This window comes from Halomonas sp. S3-1-1, from assembly GCF_023757625.1.
Lineage (GTDB): Bacteria > Pseudomonadota > Gammaproteobacteria > Pseudomonadales > Halomonadaceae > Vreelandella.
On sequence record NZ_JALGBZ010000003.1, the window covers coordinates 433,981 to 450,733 of the forward strand.

Here is a 16,753-nt window from a genome sequence, read left to right on the forward strand (position 1 = left end):
CCAGGAGAGTTCGATGACCCAACCTTCCTCGACGGCCCCCATCGTGGTGGCCGCGCTGTATAAATTCGTCACCCTCAACGACTTCGAGGCGCTGCGCGAGCCGCTTAGACAGGCCATGGTCGATCACGGCGTGAAAGGTACGCTGCTGCTCGCCCGTGAAGGCATCAACGGCACCGTGGCCGGCTCGCGCGAGGGCATCGACGCCCTGCTCGAGTGGCTGAGTAGCGATGAGCGCCTTATGGATCTCGACCATAAAGAGTCGTTTTGTGACGAGATGCCGTTTTACCGCACCAAGGTGAAGCTCAAGCGCGAGATCGTCACCATGGGCGTTGACGGCGTCGATCCCAACGCGTCTGTTGGCACCTACGTCGAGCCGGAACAGTGGAACGACGTGATCAGTGACCCGGAAGTGCTGGTCATCGATACGCGCAACGACTACGAAGTGGAGATCGGCAGCTTCGAAGGCGCCATCGATCCCAAAACCGCCACCTTCCGCGAGTTTCCCGAGTACGTGCGCAAGCATTACGATCCGGCCAGGCATAAGAAGGTCGCCATGTTCTGCACCGGCGGCATTCGCTGCGAAAAGGCGTCGAGTTTCATGCTCAATGAAGGCTTCGAAGAGGTGTTCCATCTCAAGGGCGGCGTGCTGAACTATCTCGAAAAGGTGCCCGAGGAGCAGTCGCTATGGCGCGGTGAGTGTTTCGTGTTCGACAACCGCGTCACCGTGCGCCACGATCTGAGCGAAGGCGCTTTCGAGCAGTGCCATGCCTGCCGCCGGCCGATTTCCGAAGAGGATATGGCGGATGCGGCCTATGAGCCGGGCATCAGCTGCCCGCACTGCATCGACTCGTTGCCGGAGAAGACCCGTGCGGCGGCCCGCGAGCGCCAGCGCCAGATTGATCTGGCCAAGGCCCGCGGCGAGCCCCATCCGCTTGGTCATGATCAGCGCCGGCGCGCCTAAGCCGTTTTACTCTTACGATTCTCGTTCGATAGCGCCGGTGGGCGCTATCGGCGTTTTTACCGTCAGAATGGGATTTATTTCCGCAAACGCGACATTCGCCTGCGCCTCGCGTTATCCTGATCGTTTTGCGCGGCGAGCGCTGCGCGGTAAGCGAGTTAAGGAGAACGTACGGTGAGTGAGGCCAAGCGCAGGTCCGTAGGACGCCCGGCCGGGGCCGCAAAAGCCAGCGGTGGGCACAGCCAGTCGCTGGTACGCGGCTTGACGCTGCTCGAGCATCTGGCGGCAAGCCCCTTGGGCATGGCGCTTTCCGAGCTCGCCGAGACGGCGGAGCTGGCGCCTTCGACCACCCACCGCCTGCTCCAAGCGCTACAGAGCCAGGGCTTCGTCACGCAAGAAGGTGAGCAGGGGCTTTGGCGCATCGACGTCAAGACGTTTCGTATCGGCAACAGCTTTCTGGAAGCGCGCGACGTGGTGGCCACCAGCCGCCCGTTTCTGCGCCGCCTCACTCAGGACACCGGCGAAACCGCCAACCTTGGCATTCGCGATGGCGCCACGGCCGTGTTTCTCGCTCAGCACGAATCCACCCAGATGATGCGCATGATCACCAAGCTCGGCTCGCGCGCGCCGCTTCACGCCTCCGGCGTGGGCAAGGCGCTGTTGGCGGGCATGAGCGACGACGAGCGCGCCGAGCTCTTGAGAGGCGATGCGCTGTCGCGCGTCACGCCCAACACCTTCTTCGACCCGGAGGCGATCGAGTTTGAGGTGCGCACCATTCGCGCCCAGGGCTTCGCCTGCGACCGCGAAGAGCACGCCATTGGCCTGCACTGCGTGGCGGCGTGTATTTTTGATGAACGGCGCATGCCGCTGGCGGCGATCTCCGTCTCGGGGCCGATGGCGCGCATTCCCGAAGAGCGCCTGATGGCGCTTGGCGAGCTGGTGCGCGAGGCGGCGAACAATATCACCGCCCGGCTCGGCGGCCGGCTGCCCTAGCGCGTCGCGTACCGAATGTCTCTCCTGTAGCGCTCGACGCCCGTGGTCAGCCTTTTCTGGGTCGCGCTTTTAAGCGCCACGCTCTTGCCCGGCGGCTCCGAGGTGTGGCTTGCCCGCCAGTGGTGTCAGGGCGAGCCCTGGGTCGCCCTCTGGCTGGTGGCTACACTCGGCAACACGCTGGGCAGTTTGATCAACGTCGCCCTTGGCCGCTACGCCCGCCGGTTTCAGCACCGGCGCTGGTTTCCCGCTACGGCCGCCCAGCTTGCCCGCGCCAGCCGCTGGTACCAGCGCTTTGGTGCATACAGTTTGCTGCTGAGCTGGGTGCCGGTCATAGGCGACCCGCTCACCGTGGTGGCCGGTCTCTTGCGTCTTGCCTGGTGGCGCGCGGCGGCGCTGATCCTGCTGGCCAAGGGCGCGCGCTACGCGCTGGTGCTGGCGTTTTCCGCGCAGTGGCTGGCGCCTTACTGCCCTTAATGCCCGCGGCGGATAACCCGCCAAAGGGCGCCCATGTTACCCTGCCACGCGCTGCAAAAGGCGCGGCGCTGGACGCGAGGCGCCTGCTCGCTATGATTTGCATAACGCGGTTAAGCCGTTAGATTGAATACACTACTTCACCCAAAGGGAGACTCCGGTGTGACGCCATCACGTTTACTACCCTGGCTGGGCGTTTGGCTGCTTGCGCTTTTTGCCATGATGAGCCCGGCGCTGGCTCAAACCACGCTTAGCGCCGACGACGAAACCGCCGATTCGCCTCCCTCCTACGAGGCGCTGGCCGATCTGCTCGAAAACGATCAGGCGCGCCAGGAGCTGATCGAACGCCTGCGCAGCGAAGCCTCTTCGATGCCGGACGCGCTGGACGCCCAACTCTCGCCGGAGGCCGCTGCCGAAGGGGGGAATCTAGCCCCGGAAGACGTGTCGCTTCCACGCCAGCTCGCCGAGCTCACCAGCAGCGTGGTGGGCAATATCGGTACCCAGCTCGAGCAGGCGGCGGGGGTCGTCACCGGAATCTTTAGTGGCCAGAGCAGCGACAGCTTCGATAGCGCGGCCTTCATCACCGCGGCGATCAATCTGGGCATCGTCATCGCCTCCACCTTCGTCATTTTCATGCTGTTTCGCCGGCTGGCGAAGTCACTGTTCACCAAGTTGAGCGGCTGGTCGCAGTACGGTGAGCGCTCGACCTCGATTCTGCGTCTGATTGGCTGCGTGATCATCGCAGCGCTGATCGACGCGCTGATCATCGGTGCCGCCTACGTGGTGGGTAATTTGATCGCGACCTTCGCGGTGGGCGAAACCGGCGAACTCTCCACGCGCGCCTCGCTGTTCCTCAACGCCTTTTTGGTCATCGAGCTGATCAAGGCGGCGTTTAGAATGCTTTTTTCGTCGCGCTACGAGGGGCTGCGCCTGCTGCCCATCTCGGCCAAGGAGGCGGGCTACTGGAACCGCTGGATTGCGCGGCTGGTCGGCATGGTCGGCTACGGCCTGATGGTCGTGGTGCCACTGATCAACTTCTATATCGCCCCGGCGCTGGGTCAGGCGGTCGGCACGCTGATCATGGTCCTGGCGTTCATTTACGCTGTGGCCGTGGTGCTGAAAAACCGCGTGCGCCTGCGCGACAACCTGAGCGATATGAGCCGCCAGAGCACGATGACGGCGAGCCGCCTTTCCTTGAGGCTCTTTGCCCGTACCTGGCATTTGTTCGCGCTGCTCTATTTCCTGATTGTGTTCGTGTTGACGCTGGTGCGCCCGGGCGACGCGCTGCCCTTCGTGCTGTTCGCCACGCTCAAAACGCTAGTCGCGGTGGTCATCGGCATTCTGCTCTCGAGCTTTTTGACCCAGTTCATCGGCCGGCGTATCGAGCTTTCGGCGGATCTTCGCCGTAAGCTTCCGATGCTCGAACATCGGCTCAATAGCTACATCCCCAACGCCCTGCGCGTGATTCGCACCATCATTCTGGTGGCCGTGGTCATGGTCGTGCTGGATGCCTGGGGTGCTTTCAACCTGGCCGCCTGGTACGCCTCCGAGCGCGGTGCGCTCATCGTGGGCCGGCTGATCAGCATCGCGGTGATTCTCATCGTCGCGCTGGGCATTTGGCTGGCGCTGGCGAGTTTGATCGAGCACAAGCTCAACCCGGAAACCGGCGGTGGCGAGCCTTCGGCCCGGGCCAAAACGCTCTTGAGCCTGTTCCGTAACGCCCTGGCGATCGCCATGGTGACCATCACCGGCATGATTTTGCTGTCGGAAATCGGTATCAACATCGGCCCGCTGATTGCCGGTGCCGGGGTGCTGGGTCTGGCGATCGGTTTTGGCGCTCAGAAACTGGTGCAGGACGTGATCACCGGCGTGTTCATCCAGATCGAAAACGCCATGAACACTGGCGACGTGGTTACCGTGGGCGGCATCACCGGTACGGCGGAGCGTTTGAGCATCCGCTCGGTGGCGATTCGTGACCTTTCCGGTACCTACCACATCGTACCGTTCTCGAGCGTGGATACCGTCTCGAACTACATGCGCGAGTACGGCAACCACGTCGGCGAGTACGGCATCGCCTACCGCGAGAGCATCGACTACGCCATCGAGCAGCTTCAACTGGCCTATGAGGATCTAAAAGCGAGCGAAGAGCACGGCTTCAAGCTCTTGGCGGATATGACCGTGGCCGGTGTGACCGCGCTTGCCGACAGCTCGGTGAACATCCGCGTGGTCATCAAGACCACACCTGGCGATCAGTGGGGCGTGGGCCGGGCCTTCAACCGGCTGGTCAAGATGCGCTTCGACGAAGCCGGCATCGAGATCCCGTTCCCGCACACCACGCTCTACTTCGGCGAGGACCGCGACGGCAAGGCGCCACCCGCGAACCTGCGGATTCTGGACTCGACGGCCAAGGAGAAGAGCGCCGTTCAAACGCCCATCTCCGAGGCAACGCCGCCCAGCCAGCAGACCAGCGAGGCGGATCACAAAACGCCGCACCATGACGACGTGGACGACGCCGACGAGACCTGAGACGTTTAAGGACGCGTCAGTAACGACCAGCGGGGCCGCCTTCGGGCGGCCCCGCTGCGTTTGGGCTGCTCATGTTTTTCCGGTTTGGGCCGATAATATCTAAAAGCGGTTCACATCGCGAGGGCCCGGACCACCTCCATGTTCAGCCTTGTCACCAACGTCTCGTCGCTGACGGCGCAAAAGCATCTGCGTGCCAACCAGCAAGCGATGCAAACCTCCATGCAGCGCCTCTCCTCGGGGCTACGGGTCAATAGCGCCAAGGACGATGCGGCGGGACAGGCGATCGCTAACCGGATGGGCGCGCAGATTCGCGGCATGGACCAGGCCATGCGCAACACCCAGGACGGCATTTCGATGGTACAGACCGCCGAAGGCACCCTCGATCAGATCAACGACAACCTGCAGCGCATTCGCGAGCTGTCCGTGCAGGCGGGCAACGGCACCTACAACGCGAGTGACTTGCGCTCGCTGCAGGACGAAATCGACCAGCGCCTCGAGGAGATCGACCGGCTCGCCGGGCAGAGCAATTTCAACGGCGTGGGGTTAATGGAGGATCAGACCCTCAACATCCAGGTGGGCGCCAACAGCGGCGACACCATCGGCGTGCGCTTGCAGGCGATGGGCGTGGACGCACTGGGACTCACTGGCTTCAGCGTCCTCAGAGACAGCGCCACCGACAACCCCACCGGTGTCCTCGATACCGCCCTAGGCACGCTCGATCGCCAGCGAAGCTATTTCGGCGCGGTGCAAAACCGCTTCGGAAGTGTCATTGAAGATCTCGACAACTCGATCATCAACCTTTCCTCGGCCCAATCGCGCATTCAGGACACCCACTACGCCAGGGAAGTCTCCCACCTGATTCGCGCCCAGATTCTCCAGCAGGCGAGCATCACGATCCTCGCTCAGGCCAATCAGCAGGGGCAGATGATTTTGAGGCTGCTCGAAGGGTTTTAGTCTGATCTTCTCATCTTTTTATTCATTCCAAGCATGCTCTAATTCCAGTGTGTCGGCGATTAAACACGATTTTTAAAGTGTTCGTATTCCTTAGTGGAATGTATTGAGCGTTTTTTTTCGTTTGTGCTCGCTGTGGCGGATTGATTTGATAGCGTCATGAAATAGCAGCCATGACGGAGAAACAGTGGCGATGGAACTTCCCTATATCAGTAGCTCCCTGGGCGTCATTCATCCGGTCTGTATCGCTCGCGGCCGCAACGCCGAAGTATGGGATGAGCAGGGCCGCCGCTATATCGACTTCATCGGTGGCATAGGCGTGCTTAACCTAGGGCATTGTCATCCGGCGGTAGTTGAAGCGGTCAAGTCGCAGGTCGAAACGCTCATGCACTCGGCTTTTAATGCCGTACCTCATCGAGGCTACCTGGACGTAGCCAAGGCGCTCGAGCACTTCGTGCCGCTCTCGTTCGAAACCACCTGCATGCTCACCAACAGTGGCGCCGAAGCGATGGAGAACGCGCTCAAGGTGGTGCGCGGTGTAACGGGCCGTCAGGCGGTACTGGCCTTCGACGACGCCTTTCACGGGCGCACGCTGGCGGCGCTGAACTTGAATGGCAAGGTCAAGCCCTACAAGAATCGCTTGGGCGCGCTGCCCGGCCCGGTTTATCACCTGCCGTTCCCGAGTGTGGACAGCGGCGTGAGTGCCGAGCAGGCGCTGGCGGCCTTGGAGCGGGTGTTCGAGGTCGAGGTGCCGGCAGATGAAGTGGCTTGCATCGTGGTCGAACCGGTACAGGGCGAGGGTGGCTTCAGGGTGCTTTGCCCGCGCTTTGCCAAGGCGCTGCGCGAACTGTGCGACACTCACGGCATCGTGCTGGTTTGCGACGAGATTCAGTCGGGTTTTGGGCGAACCGGTACGCGTTTCGCCTACACTCATCTGGGTATCGAACCCGACATGGTGTTGATGGGCAAGAGCATCGCCGCAGGACTTCCGCTGGCGGCGCTGGTCGGGCGCGCCGAGATGATGGGCACCCTGCCCAAGGGCGGGCTCGGCGGCACCTACTCCGGCAACGCCGTGGCCTGTGCCGCTGCCTTGGCAGTGATGGAGATCATGAGCGAAGAATCGCTCATGACTTGGGCAAGCGCCCAGGAGGCGATGATCGTCGATGCCCACCGGCGCTGGCGCGAGAGCGGGCGCTTTCCCATGCTCGGCGCCATGACCGGCGTCGGCGCGATGCGCGGTATCGTCTTCGAGAATACCGCGAGCGCTACCGGTGCCGAGCATCTCGATGCCTTGCTGAAGGCCGGCCGCGAGGCAGGGGTTCTCCTGATGCCCAGCGGTCGTCGGCGCAATGTGTTGCGCCTGTTACCTGCGCTGACCACCGAACCCGAGGTGCTGGCCGAAGGGTTGGACATGATCGAGCAGGCGCTAGAGACGCTAGCGGCGTGAGCGACCACTCAATTGAACAACACAACACCGTGAGGATGCCATGACGACCTACCTTTCGACCGACGATGTACGCGATCGCTTCTCCAAAGCCATGTCGGCCATGTACCAGGAGGAGGTGCCGCAGTACACCACGCTTCTGGATTTGGTGGCCGAGGTTAACCAAAAGACGCTAGATGAGCAGCCCGAGCTCGCTCGCCGCCTGGAGGCTCAGAGCGAGCTTTCGCGGCTGAGCGTTGAACGCCACGGCGCCATTCGTGTCGGCACCGCCGAGGAACTCGCCATGCTGCGCCGGCTGTTTGCGGTCATGGGTATGTATCCAGTGGGCTATTATGATCTGTCGGAAGCGGGCGTACCGGTACACTCCACGGCGTTTCGCCCTATCGACGACGAGGCGCTGGCCAGAAACCCCTTTCGCGTATTCACTTCACTTTTGCGCCTTGAACTCATCGCAGACGCGGAGTTGCGCGAGCGCGCCGCCGAGATCCTCGCTCGGCGCGACATCTTTACGCCCGGGGTGCGGGAACTGATCGCGCAACACGAAGCACAGGGCGGGCTCGACGCCGATCAAGCCAGAACTTTCGTCGAGGAGGCGCTGGAGACCTTCCGCTGGCATCGCGAAGCCACCGTGGATCACGCAACCTACCAAGCGTTGCATGACGAACACCGGCTGATCGCCGACGTGGTTTGCTTTCGCGGGCCGCACATCAACCACCTGACGCCACGAACCCTGGACATCGATGAGGTGCAGCGGCGCATGCCGGCGGTGGGCATCAACCCGAAGGCGGTGATCGAGGGGCCGCCGCGCCGGGAGCGTCCTATTCTGCTGCGCCAGACCAGTTTCAAAGCGCTACAGGAAACCATCCGCTTCTCCGGCGACCACGAGGGTAGCCACACCGCGCGCTTTGGAGAGATAGAGCAGCGCGGCGTTGCGCTGACGCCCAAGGGACGGGCGCTCTACGACCGGCTGCTGACCGAGGCGCGCCAACAAAGCGACAGCAAGGAGAATGACGCTCACCAGCAGGTGATGAGCCAGGTCTTCAGCGAATTTCCGGACGACGACGCCACCCTGCGCCGCGAGGCGCTGGCTTTCTTCCACTATCACCTGACCGAGCAGGGGCGCGGCTACCAGGGCGAGGAGCGTGATCTTGAGCGGCTGATCGAACAGGGCGTGGTCGAAGCGTACCCGATCACTTACGAAGACTTTCTGCCCGTGAGCGCCGCCGGTATATTCCAATCCAACCTTGGCGGTGAGGCCAGCGGCGCCTACGCTGGCAACGCCAATCGCGACGCTTTCGAGGAAGCGCTTGGCACCACTGTCACCGACGAACTCGCCCTCTATGCCGAGCGCGAGCAGGACTCCCGGCGCCAGGTACTCGAAAGACTCGGTCACTGATCGCCAAGGCCTCGCCCGATTCAGGGCGGGGCCTGTTTGCTATCTTCTCTGCACTCTCTTCTTTACCGCTTCTTGCCTCGACTGAGGCAGCGCTATTCACCTCGGGTGATTTCGGCGCAGGCGATGATGTGCTCGACGAAACGACGCACGTTAGCAAGCTCTCCCAGGTGTTCCGGATAAACCAGGTAGTAGGCGCTGGCGCTTTCAAAGTGGCAGGGCCAAGCGATGGCTAGCTGTCCAGCGGCAAGCTCTTCGTCCACTGTGAAACGCGGCACTAGCGCTACTCCACCGCCAGCCATAGCCGTGCGTACCAGCATGGGGAAGGTTTCGAAACGGGTGCCGTGGTAGCTGCGGTCGGTGGCGATGCCCTGATCGGCAAACCAGTGGTGCCAGGCGTCCGGGCGAGTCGAGAGGTGCAAAAGTTCAAGCTCCGTGAGGTCGGTCGCACTCTGGATCGGGTGACGCGCCAACAGCGCTGGCGCGGCGACGGCGACCATACGCTCGTCGAAAAGCTTGTGGCAAGCAAGGTCCGGCCAACTGCCGTGGCCGTAGAAAAAAGCGATATCGATGTTCTGCTGCTCAAGATCGAAATCTTCCACCCGGTCATGAAACTCCAGACTAATGCCAGGGTGAGCGGCCATGAAGGCGGGCAGCTTGCTGGCCAGCCAGCGACTGCCGAAGCTCGGCAGCGTCGCCACCTTGAGTACTTCGCTATTGCCGCTGTAGGTCATGATCGCTTGGGTCGACATGTCGAGCTGGGTCAGCATCTTGCGCACGTCGCTTAAAAAGATAGCGCCTTCTGGCGTCAGCAGTAAGCTGCGCCGTACGCGGCGAAACAGCTTGTGCTGCAGGGAGGACTCGAGCTGGGCGACTTGCTTGCTGACCGCGCTCTGGGTTAGGTTCAGCTCGTCCGCGGCGCGGGTAAAACTCATGTGGCGCGCAGCCGCTTCAAAGCACTGCATCGCGGTGGTAGACGGAAGATTGCGAGAAAACACGCGTGGGCTCCTGATGACCGATCCACCCTCCCGGCGGTGGGCACCGGGAGGATAGCGGAAAGCAGCCGCGCTTACGAGGTGGCGGTGTTGGGCGTCTCGGCGCGCCTGTGCTGCAGCCAGCCGATGGCGACCATGGCGAGAAAGCCGACGCCGCTGGTAAGAAGCTCCGGCACGACCATCGCCAGCCCCGCCGCCAGCAGCACTAGCCGCTCCCAGAGGTGTGAGTCGCGCAGGAAATAGCCGATCAAGGCGCTGCTGACACCCATGATGCCGATCAGTGAAAAGACCAGCGCGCTCAGTATGCCCATGGGCGTTGCGTCCACCATCACCAGCATGGGGTTATAGATGAAGGCATAGGGTATGATGAAGGCGCCAATGGCGAGCTTGACCGCGGTGAAGCCGGTCAGCATTGGGTTGGCGCGGGCGATGCCTGCCCCGGCGAAGGCAGCCAGACACACCGGCGGGGTGATGTCGGCGATGATGCCGAAGTAGAACACGAACAGATGTACCGCCATGGGGGCCAAGCCGAACTCGTTGATCAGGGCCGGCGCCGCGATGGTGGCCGTCACCACGTAGTTGGCGGTAGTGGGCAATCCCATGCCCAGGACGATGCAGGCCACCATGGTAAACAGCAATGCCAGGATCAGTACGCCGTCGGCCAGGCTGATGATGCCGGCGGCGAACTTGGCACCTAGCCCTGTCATGCCGACCACGCCGGCAATGATACCGGCGCAGGCCACCGCCGCGATGACCGGCAGCGCTACCCGAGCACCCTGCTCGAAAATGTCGAGCACTCCCTTGATACTTGGCCGCGTCTCCTTACGGATAAAACTCACCGCGAACGCGCAGGCGATCCCTAGAAGAGCTGCACGCTGGGCGGTGAAGCCGGCGCTGATGGTCGCCACGATGACCAGCAGTGGCAGCAGCATGTAGCCTTTCTCGAGCATTAGCTTGCGCTTGCTGGGCAACTCCTCCTTGGGGAGGCCGAGAATGCGATGGCGCTTGGCCTCGAAATGAACACCGATGAATATTCCGGCGAAGTAGAGCACGGCGGGAATCAACGCCGAAAGCATGATCTCGCGGTAGGACACCCCCACGTACTCGACCATGATGAAGGCCGCTGCGCCCATTAGCGGTGGCATGATCTGCCCACCGGTCGAGGCAGAAGCCTCGACGGCGCCGGCCACTTCCGGCTTGAAACGGGCATTTTTCATCATGGGGATAGTGAATGAGCCCGAGGCCACGGTGTTGCCGATGGAGCTACCTGAAATCATGCCCTGCAAGGCGCTGGCGATGACCGCCGCTTTGCCGGAGCCGCCGGTGAAGCGACCGGTGATAGCGAAGGCCAGATCATTGAAAAAGCGCCCGACGCCGGTGTGCATCAGCACCACGCCGAAGAACAAAAACAGGAAGATGAAGCGTGCCGAGATCTGCAAGGGGGTGCCGAAGATACCGCTTTCTCGAAACCACAGGTAAGGCGACACCTGCTCCAGGGCGAAGCCGGGGTGAGAAAGTAGTGGGCTTGGAATGAGGTTGCCGAATAGCGCGTAGGTAATGGCCAGCGCTGCCATGATGACGATCGGGAGACCCACCGTACGTCGTGTCGCTTCCAGCACGAAGAGTACGCCCAGCGCCGCCATGGCAAGATCCAGGCTTGTATAGCCAGTCACCCGAGCGCGCAACACCTCCTCGTAGAAAAGGATCTTGTAGTAAGCGGCAAAGGTGGCTACGAACGCCAGCACCACGTCGTACCAAGGAACCGACGCCTTGCGACCCGCACCACGGGTGGCAGGGAATAGCAAGAAAATCATTCCCAGCGCCATACCCAGATGCACTGCGCCCTGTTTCTGCGAGGGCAGGGTACCGAAGTAGCCGGTATAAAGATGAAAGCAGGTGAGCGAGATACCTACCAGGGTGATTACCCAGGCCCACTTGCCAAGCTGTAGGGGCGATCGTGTGTTGGACTCGCGATCGTACTTTTCCAGCAGCGACGCCTCTAGCTTGGCCGCATCGTCAGAAGTTTTTTTTTATCCACGTTGAAACCTTAAGCGGATGGCGCCGCAGGGCGAGCCCGCGGCGCAGATGAAAAAATTAATCGGCGAGCTCATCGAGGCTTTCAATGCCGCTGCTCTCGCGCGTCACTACTTGGATCACCTCGGGGTAGATATGGCCGATGAAAGCAACGTTATCGATGGCACCGCTTTCGAACTCACCGCGACCGGCATTGGCATCCTGGGCCGGCGCGTGAACGGTCATGCCAAGGTCCATCCGGTCGTCACGGATGCTGACCAGATTCTCGATGGAGGCGCCAGTCTCGATGTTGGTGAAGTTCTGTCCGTCCAAGTAGCGGTTCCAGATGGTCGCCATTTCGCCACCCAGCGGGTAGTAAGTGCCGCCCTGGCTTCCGGTACCCAGCACGTACTCGCTCTTGGGCGAGATATCGTCTAGGGTAGCCACCGGATTGTCTACGGTCAGCCCCTGCTCTTCGTAGTAGCGCTTGGCGCCCGGGTGGATCGGCAATCCCTCGGCGCCGTTCAAGGCGTTTTCCAGCGTCATGAAGGTCGACTGGGCGTGGGTGTTTTCCTCGGCGTGCTCGTACATCAGGCGCGCGAGTTCGTAGCCAAGCTCCTCATCGATGGTATGGGTATTGCCCACCAGCACAGCGTAGGCGGTGATGGTCTCGACGTCCTCGTCCTGGAAATCGTAACTACCCGCCGGAATGGTGAAGCGGCGGTAGGCACTATTGGATTCGATGTAGTCGATCGCCGCATCGCTCAAACTCATCAGATGGACATCACCGCTGGAGGCCTGCAGGTTCTCGATGCTGCCGGAGGGGAGCCCAAGGATACCGATGGAGATATCGATGTTCCCATCCTGAACACCGTCGAGCGCGGCGCCAAAGCCCTCTTGATAGGTGTTGTACTTGTCGCTCCCAATGCCGTAAGCATCGAACAGTAATTGAGAGACCCCTTGGGTCGTGCTGGCGGGTGGGCCAATAGCAATATTGGGTTTCTTGCTCTCGTCGCCGCAGCCGGCCAGCAGCACTCCAGCACTGACGCCGCAAATCACCTTGGAAAGGGAAGACTTCATATCAACTCCTGCTCGTTCGAACTCTTGTAATCGTCACTGTCTGATCGTGCGCGCTTGGACCGTGGGGCCAAAACAGATAAAGGCGGCCTATTGTTCATGGGTCCCGTACGTCGCACAAAAGAAATTAAGTTGTATACGTATTCCTTTTTCTCATGCGTCGGTGATTCGAAATCCGTTCGCACGTAAGGCTTACGGAAATCGAGTCGTGCAAGGAATGCAAAGCGTCACTTTATGATCCCTTGCTCCCGCGCCATCGCAAACGCTGCCTGTGGCCCGTTCCAGAGCGAGGGCAGCAGGAAGAACGAGACCGGCACGGCGGTGATGACGATGAATTGCTGGAGCGCGGCGATCTGGCCTTCGCGCATGGCCAAGAGCACCGCGGCCATGATGGCCATGACCACTCCCCAGAAGGCGCGCAGAAAGCGGCTGGGCTCGTCGTGACCGGCGCCCACCATGGCGATGGAGTAGCTCATCGAGTCGCCGGTGGTGGCCACGAAGATCGTCGTTAGCAGCAAAATCGCCAGCGCCATCCAGGTGCCGCCGGGCAGCGCCTTGGCTACGGTGAGCGTGGCGATGTCGAACTGGAAGGCCTGCAGGGCATCGCTGAGATCGATCGCGCCGGTCATCTGGTAGAAGATGCCGGAGCCGCCGAGCAGCGTGAACCACACCGTGGTGGCAATCGGGGCGATGACCGATACGGCGAGGATCATTTCGCGAATGGTGCGCCCGCGGGAAATCCGCGCGACGAAAATCGCCATTAGCGGGGCAAAGGCGATGAACCAAGCGTAGAAGAAGACGATCCACCACTGCATCCACTCCGCCGGGGCGGTTTCTGCGGTCATGGTGACCATCTTGAAGAAGTCACCGAGATACGTGCCCATGCCGGCGAAGTAGCTGTTGAACAAGAACAGCGTCGGGCCGAACACGAAAATCACCGCGCCAATGATGAGCGCCAAAATGACGTTGAAGCGGCTAAGAAGCTGCATGCCTTTTTGCACGCCGCTGACCGACGACAGCACGTAGATCACGCCCAGCACCACCAGCACGGCCAGCTTGGTATAGAAGTTGTTGGGTAAGCCGAACAGATCGTGCAGGCCAAAGCTCACCTGGGTGGCCAGAAAGCCGACCGGCCCGACGGTGCCCGCGACCACCGCAATGACGCAGCAAGCGTCGATCAGCCCGCCCAGCGGGCCGCGCAGCAAGCGCTCGCCGAGCACCGGATAGAGCAGGGTGCGTGGCTGCAGCGGCTGGCCTTTCACGTAGTGGGCGTGGGCCAGCACGATGGCGGTGAGCGAGCCCAGAATCGCCCAGCCGACGAAGCCCCAGTGAGTAAAGGATTGCGCCAGCGCCCCGGGTACCGCGGCGGGCACGTTGGGGTCGGTATCGAAGGCCGGCGGCACGACCACGAAGTGGTAGATCGGCTCACCGGCGGCGAAAAACACGCCACCACCGGCCAACAGCGTACACAAAATGATCGAGATCCACTTGAACGTGCTCAGTTCTGGTGCATCCAGGTTGCCGATTTTGGCCTTGCCCGCCGGCGACAGCGCAATGCCGATGGCGATGAAGAAGGTCACCAGCATCATGAACTGGAAGTAGGTGCCGAACATCAGCGCGCTCCAGGCGAAGCCCTGGCTGATGGTGTCGGCGACCAGATTCAGGTCATAGAAAGAGAAGGCAAGAAAAGCGACGATAAATCCGATGCTTAGGATAAGTACAACGGGGTCGCCTAGCGTAGAACGCCTGCGGCTGTCACCGTCGTGAGCCGATGGTTTCATCAAGAAGAACACCTTTGGTGGGACGAGAAGAAAACGCGTCAGTGCGTAAATCGCGGGTAAAAAAAAGCGCCATTGGGGAAATGGCGCGAGGACAGGAAACAGCGTTTAGTATACAAGCCGAGTAGACGAAAGTCGAATATGTTTTTCTTTGGTGCGTAAAAAAAGTATCGCGCACCGTTTGGGCGCGCCCGCGCCGCGTTGAGTTACCCGTGACGTGTTTCAAGCTGCTGAATTCATTGAAATTGGCTGTGTCTGGCAACGTTGCTGCACTGTTCAGAGCATTTTCATCTGTATACAAGGTGCTCTCGATGACTCATCGCATTAACCCCTTTGGGGCAGGGAAAGCGGTTTGGCTGGGCCGGGCCTGCGCATTGACGCTTGCGGGGTTGCCCGCGCTAGCACTGGCCGATACGCCAGTTCGTTTTCAGCTGGATTGGCGTTTCGAGGGGCCGTCGGCGCCGTTTTTGATGGCGCAAGAGAAGGGCTATTTCGCCGAAGAGGGGCTGGACGTGCAGATCGATTCCGGTAGCGGCTCGGCGGGGGCGGTCAATCGGGTGGCCTCCGGCGCCTACGAAATGGGTTTTGGCGATTTGAACGCGGTGATCGAGTTTTTGGCTGAAAACCCGGAGGGCCCCGGTATTCATGGGGTCTACGTACTCTACGACGGCACGCCCGCGGCGGTCTTTGCGCGTAAGGACCGTGGCATCGAAACCCCGGCGGATTTGGTCGGTAAAACCATCGCCGCGCCGACCTTCGATACGGGCTATCGCGCCTGGGACGCCTTTGCCGCGGCTAATGACCTCGCCCCCGACGCGGTGACGTGGCAAAACGTCGACCCAACGCTTCGCGAAACGCTGCTGATGCGCGGCGACGTCGATGCCATTACGGGCTTTTACTTCACCAGCCTTCTGAATCTGGAAGAGCGCGGCATGAGCGAAGAGGAGCTCACGATCATGGCGTTTCCCGAGTTCGGCGTGCCGATCTACGGTAACGTCATCATCGCAAGCGACGCCTTTGCCGAAGAGCACCCCGACGCCGTCGAGGGCTTTTTGCGCGCCTTCAATCGGGCACTGGCGGAGACGCTGGACGACCCCGAAGCCGCGGTGGAGTACGTCAGCGCACGCGATGGCTTGATCGATGCCGCCGTCGAAACAAGGCGTTTGGAGCTTGCCATCGAGAGCGTCATCGATACGCCCTACACGCGCGCCAACGGCGTGGGCGACGTCGACGATGAGCGCCTTGGCCAGGCCATCGAGCTGGTCGCCGAGAGTTACGATTTGCCCACCGTTCCCACGCCGGAACAGGTATTTACCTCACGGTATCTTCCCTCTGTCGAAGCTCGGGCGCTGTTTTCGGAGGCCGAGTAATGCGCCAGGCGTTCGTGCGCTTTGACGATGTCAGCCTCTCCTATGACGGCGTGGAGAACGCCATCGAGCAGATCGACCTGGACATTTTTGAGGGCGAGTTCGTCGCCTTCGTGGGGCCATCGGGCTGCGGTAAATCGACTTTCATGAAGCTCTGCACCGGGCTTCACGCGCCGAGCAACGGCGCGGTGAGCGTGGACGGAGACCCCGTGACCGGCCCGCTCAAGATCACCGGCATGGCGTTTCAAAACGCCAATCTGCTGCCCTGGCGCACCACGCTCAATAACGTCTTGCTGCCGCTGGAGATCGTCAAACCCTACCGCCATCAATTTCGCCGCCGGCGCGAGGAGTTCGTCGGCTGGGCGCAGGCGCTTCTGGAAACTGTTGGGCTTAAAGGCTACGAGGATAAATACCCCTGGCAGCTTTCCGGCGGCATGCAGCAGCGCGCCTCGATCTGCCGGGCGCTGATCCATCGGCCGAAACTTTTGATGCTCGACGAACCCTTCGGCGCACTCGATGCCTTCACCCGTGAGGAGCTTTGGTGTGTGCTGCGCGATCTGTGGGAGGCGCAGCGCTTTACCGTGGTGCTGGTCACCCACGACCTGCGTGAGGCCGCGTTTTTGGCGGATACCGTCTACGTCATGAGCCGCCGCCCGGGCCGGGTGATCGAGCAGCGCGCCATTGAACTGCCGCGCCCGCGCTCGATCGACTCCACCTATGAAAAGCCCTTTATCGATCTGGTACACGCATTGCGAAGCCGGATCGGCGATGTGCGTGCAAGTTAAAA

The 16,753-nt window shown here is 61.4% G+C and carries 14 protein-coding genes; 9 read left to right on the forward strand and 5 right to left on the reverse strand.

What is annotated here, in order from left to right:
• Positions 1–13: 13 nt before the first annotated feature.
• The 7 genes from trhO (at position 14) to hglS (ending at position 8,739) form a co-directional block, all read left to right on the forward strand.
• Positions 14–961: an oxygen-dependent tRNA uridine(34) hydroxylase TrhO gene (trhO, locus tag MQW23_RS11375; RefSeq protein WP_252108212.1), complete on the forward strand. Its 948-nt coding sequence runs from the start codon at positions 14–16 to the stop codon at positions 959–961.
• Positions 962–1,132: 171 nt separating this feature from the next.
• Positions 1,133–1,951, forward strand: coding sequence for an IclR family transcriptional regulator domain-containing protein (locus tag MQW23_RS11380; RefSeq protein ID WP_252108213.1), 819 nt, complete (start codon positions 1,133–1,135; stop codon positions 1,949–1,951).
• Between the two features lie 42 nt (positions 1,952–1,993).
• A complete protein-coding gene (locus tag MQW23_RS11385) occupies positions 1,994–2,425 on the forward strand; it encodes a YqaA family protein (RefSeq protein ID WP_252108214.1) in 432 nt (143 codons plus the stop codon).
• Positions 2,426–2,584: 159 nt separating this feature from the next.
• Positions 2,585–4,948, forward strand: coding sequence for a mechanosensitive channel protein (ybiO, locus tag MQW23_RS11390; protein WP_252108215.1), 2,364 nt, complete (start codon positions 2,585–2,587; stop codon positions 4,946–4,948).
• Positions 4,949–5,086: 138 nt separating this feature from the next.
• Positions 5,087–5,902: a flagellin N-terminal helical domain-containing protein gene (locus MQW23_RS11395; protein WP_252108216.1), complete on the forward strand. Its 816-nt coding sequence runs from the start codon at positions 5,087–5,089 to the stop codon at positions 5,900–5,902.
• A gap of 190 nt (positions 5,903–6,092) precedes the next feature.
• Positions 6,093–7,346, forward strand: coding sequence for a 2-aminoadipate transaminase (locus MQW23_RS11400; RefSeq protein WP_252108490.1), 1,254 nt, complete (start codon positions 6,093–6,095; stop codon positions 7,344–7,346).
• 40 nt (positions 7,347–7,386) lie between these two features.
• The gene (gene hglS, locus MQW23_RS11405) at positions 7,387–8,739 is read left to right on the forward strand and encodes a 2-oxoadipate dioxygenase/decarboxylase HglS (RefSeq protein ID WP_252108217.1); all 1,353 of its coding nucleotides are present in this window, start codon (positions 7,387–7,389) and stop codon (positions 8,737–8,739) included.
• Positions 8,740–8,831: 92 nt separating this feature from the next.
• On the opposite strand, the gene MQW23_RS11410 is transcribed toward hglS, so the two are convergent.
• From MQW23_RS11410 to MQW23_RS11430, 5 genes are all read right to left on the reverse strand, one after another.
• Positions 8,832–9,734, reverse strand: coding sequence for a LysR substrate-binding domain-containing protein (locus MQW23_RS11410; RefSeq protein ID WP_252108218.1), 903 nt, complete (start codon positions 9,732–9,734; stop codon positions 8,832–8,834).
• Positions 9,735–9,805: 71 nt separating this feature from the next.
• Positions 9,806–11,722: a TRAP transporter permease gene (locus MQW23_RS11415; RefSeq protein WP_353653846.1), complete on the reverse strand. Its 1,917-nt coding sequence runs from the start codon at positions 11,720–11,722 to the stop codon at positions 9,806–9,808.
• 103 nt (positions 11,723–11,825) lie between these two features.
• A complete protein-coding gene (locus MQW23_RS11420; protein ID WP_252108219.1) occupies positions 11,826–12,824 on the reverse strand; it encodes a TAXI family TRAP transporter solute-binding subunit in 999 nt (332 codons plus the stop codon).
• A 224-nt stretch (positions 12,825–13,048) separates the two neighbouring features.
• Entirely contained in the window at positions 13,049–14,602 is a 1,554-nt protein-coding gene (locus tag MQW23_RS11425; protein WP_252108220.1) for a BCCT family transporter, read from the reverse strand.
• Positions 14,577–14,900, reverse strand: a complete 324-nt coding sequence (locus tag MQW23_RS11430) for a hypothetical protein (RefSeq protein WP_252108221.1) — start codon at positions 14,898–14,900, stop codon at positions 14,577–14,579. The genes MQW23_RS11425 and MQW23_RS11430 overlap by 26 nt, the downstream gene beginning before the upstream one ends.
• Before the next feature lie 10 nt (positions 14,901–14,910).
• Between MQW23_RS11430 and MQW23_RS11435 the strand changes: the two genes are divergently transcribed.
• Positions 14,911–15,969 carry an ABC transporter substrate-binding protein gene (locus MQW23_RS11435; RefSeq protein ID WP_252108222.1) on the forward strand — a complete coding sequence of 353 codons (1,059 nt, stop codon included), beginning with the start codon at positions 14,911–14,913 and terminating at the stop codon, positions 15,967–15,969.
• Positions 15,969–16,751: an ABC transporter ATP-binding protein gene (locus MQW23_RS11440; RefSeq protein ID WP_252108223.1), complete on the forward strand. Its 783-nt coding sequence runs from the start codon at positions 15,969–15,971 to the stop codon at positions 16,749–16,751. Before MQW23_RS11435 ends, MQW23_RS11440 begins: the two co-directional genes overlap by 1 nt.
• Positions 16,752–16,753 lie beyond the last annotated feature (2 nt).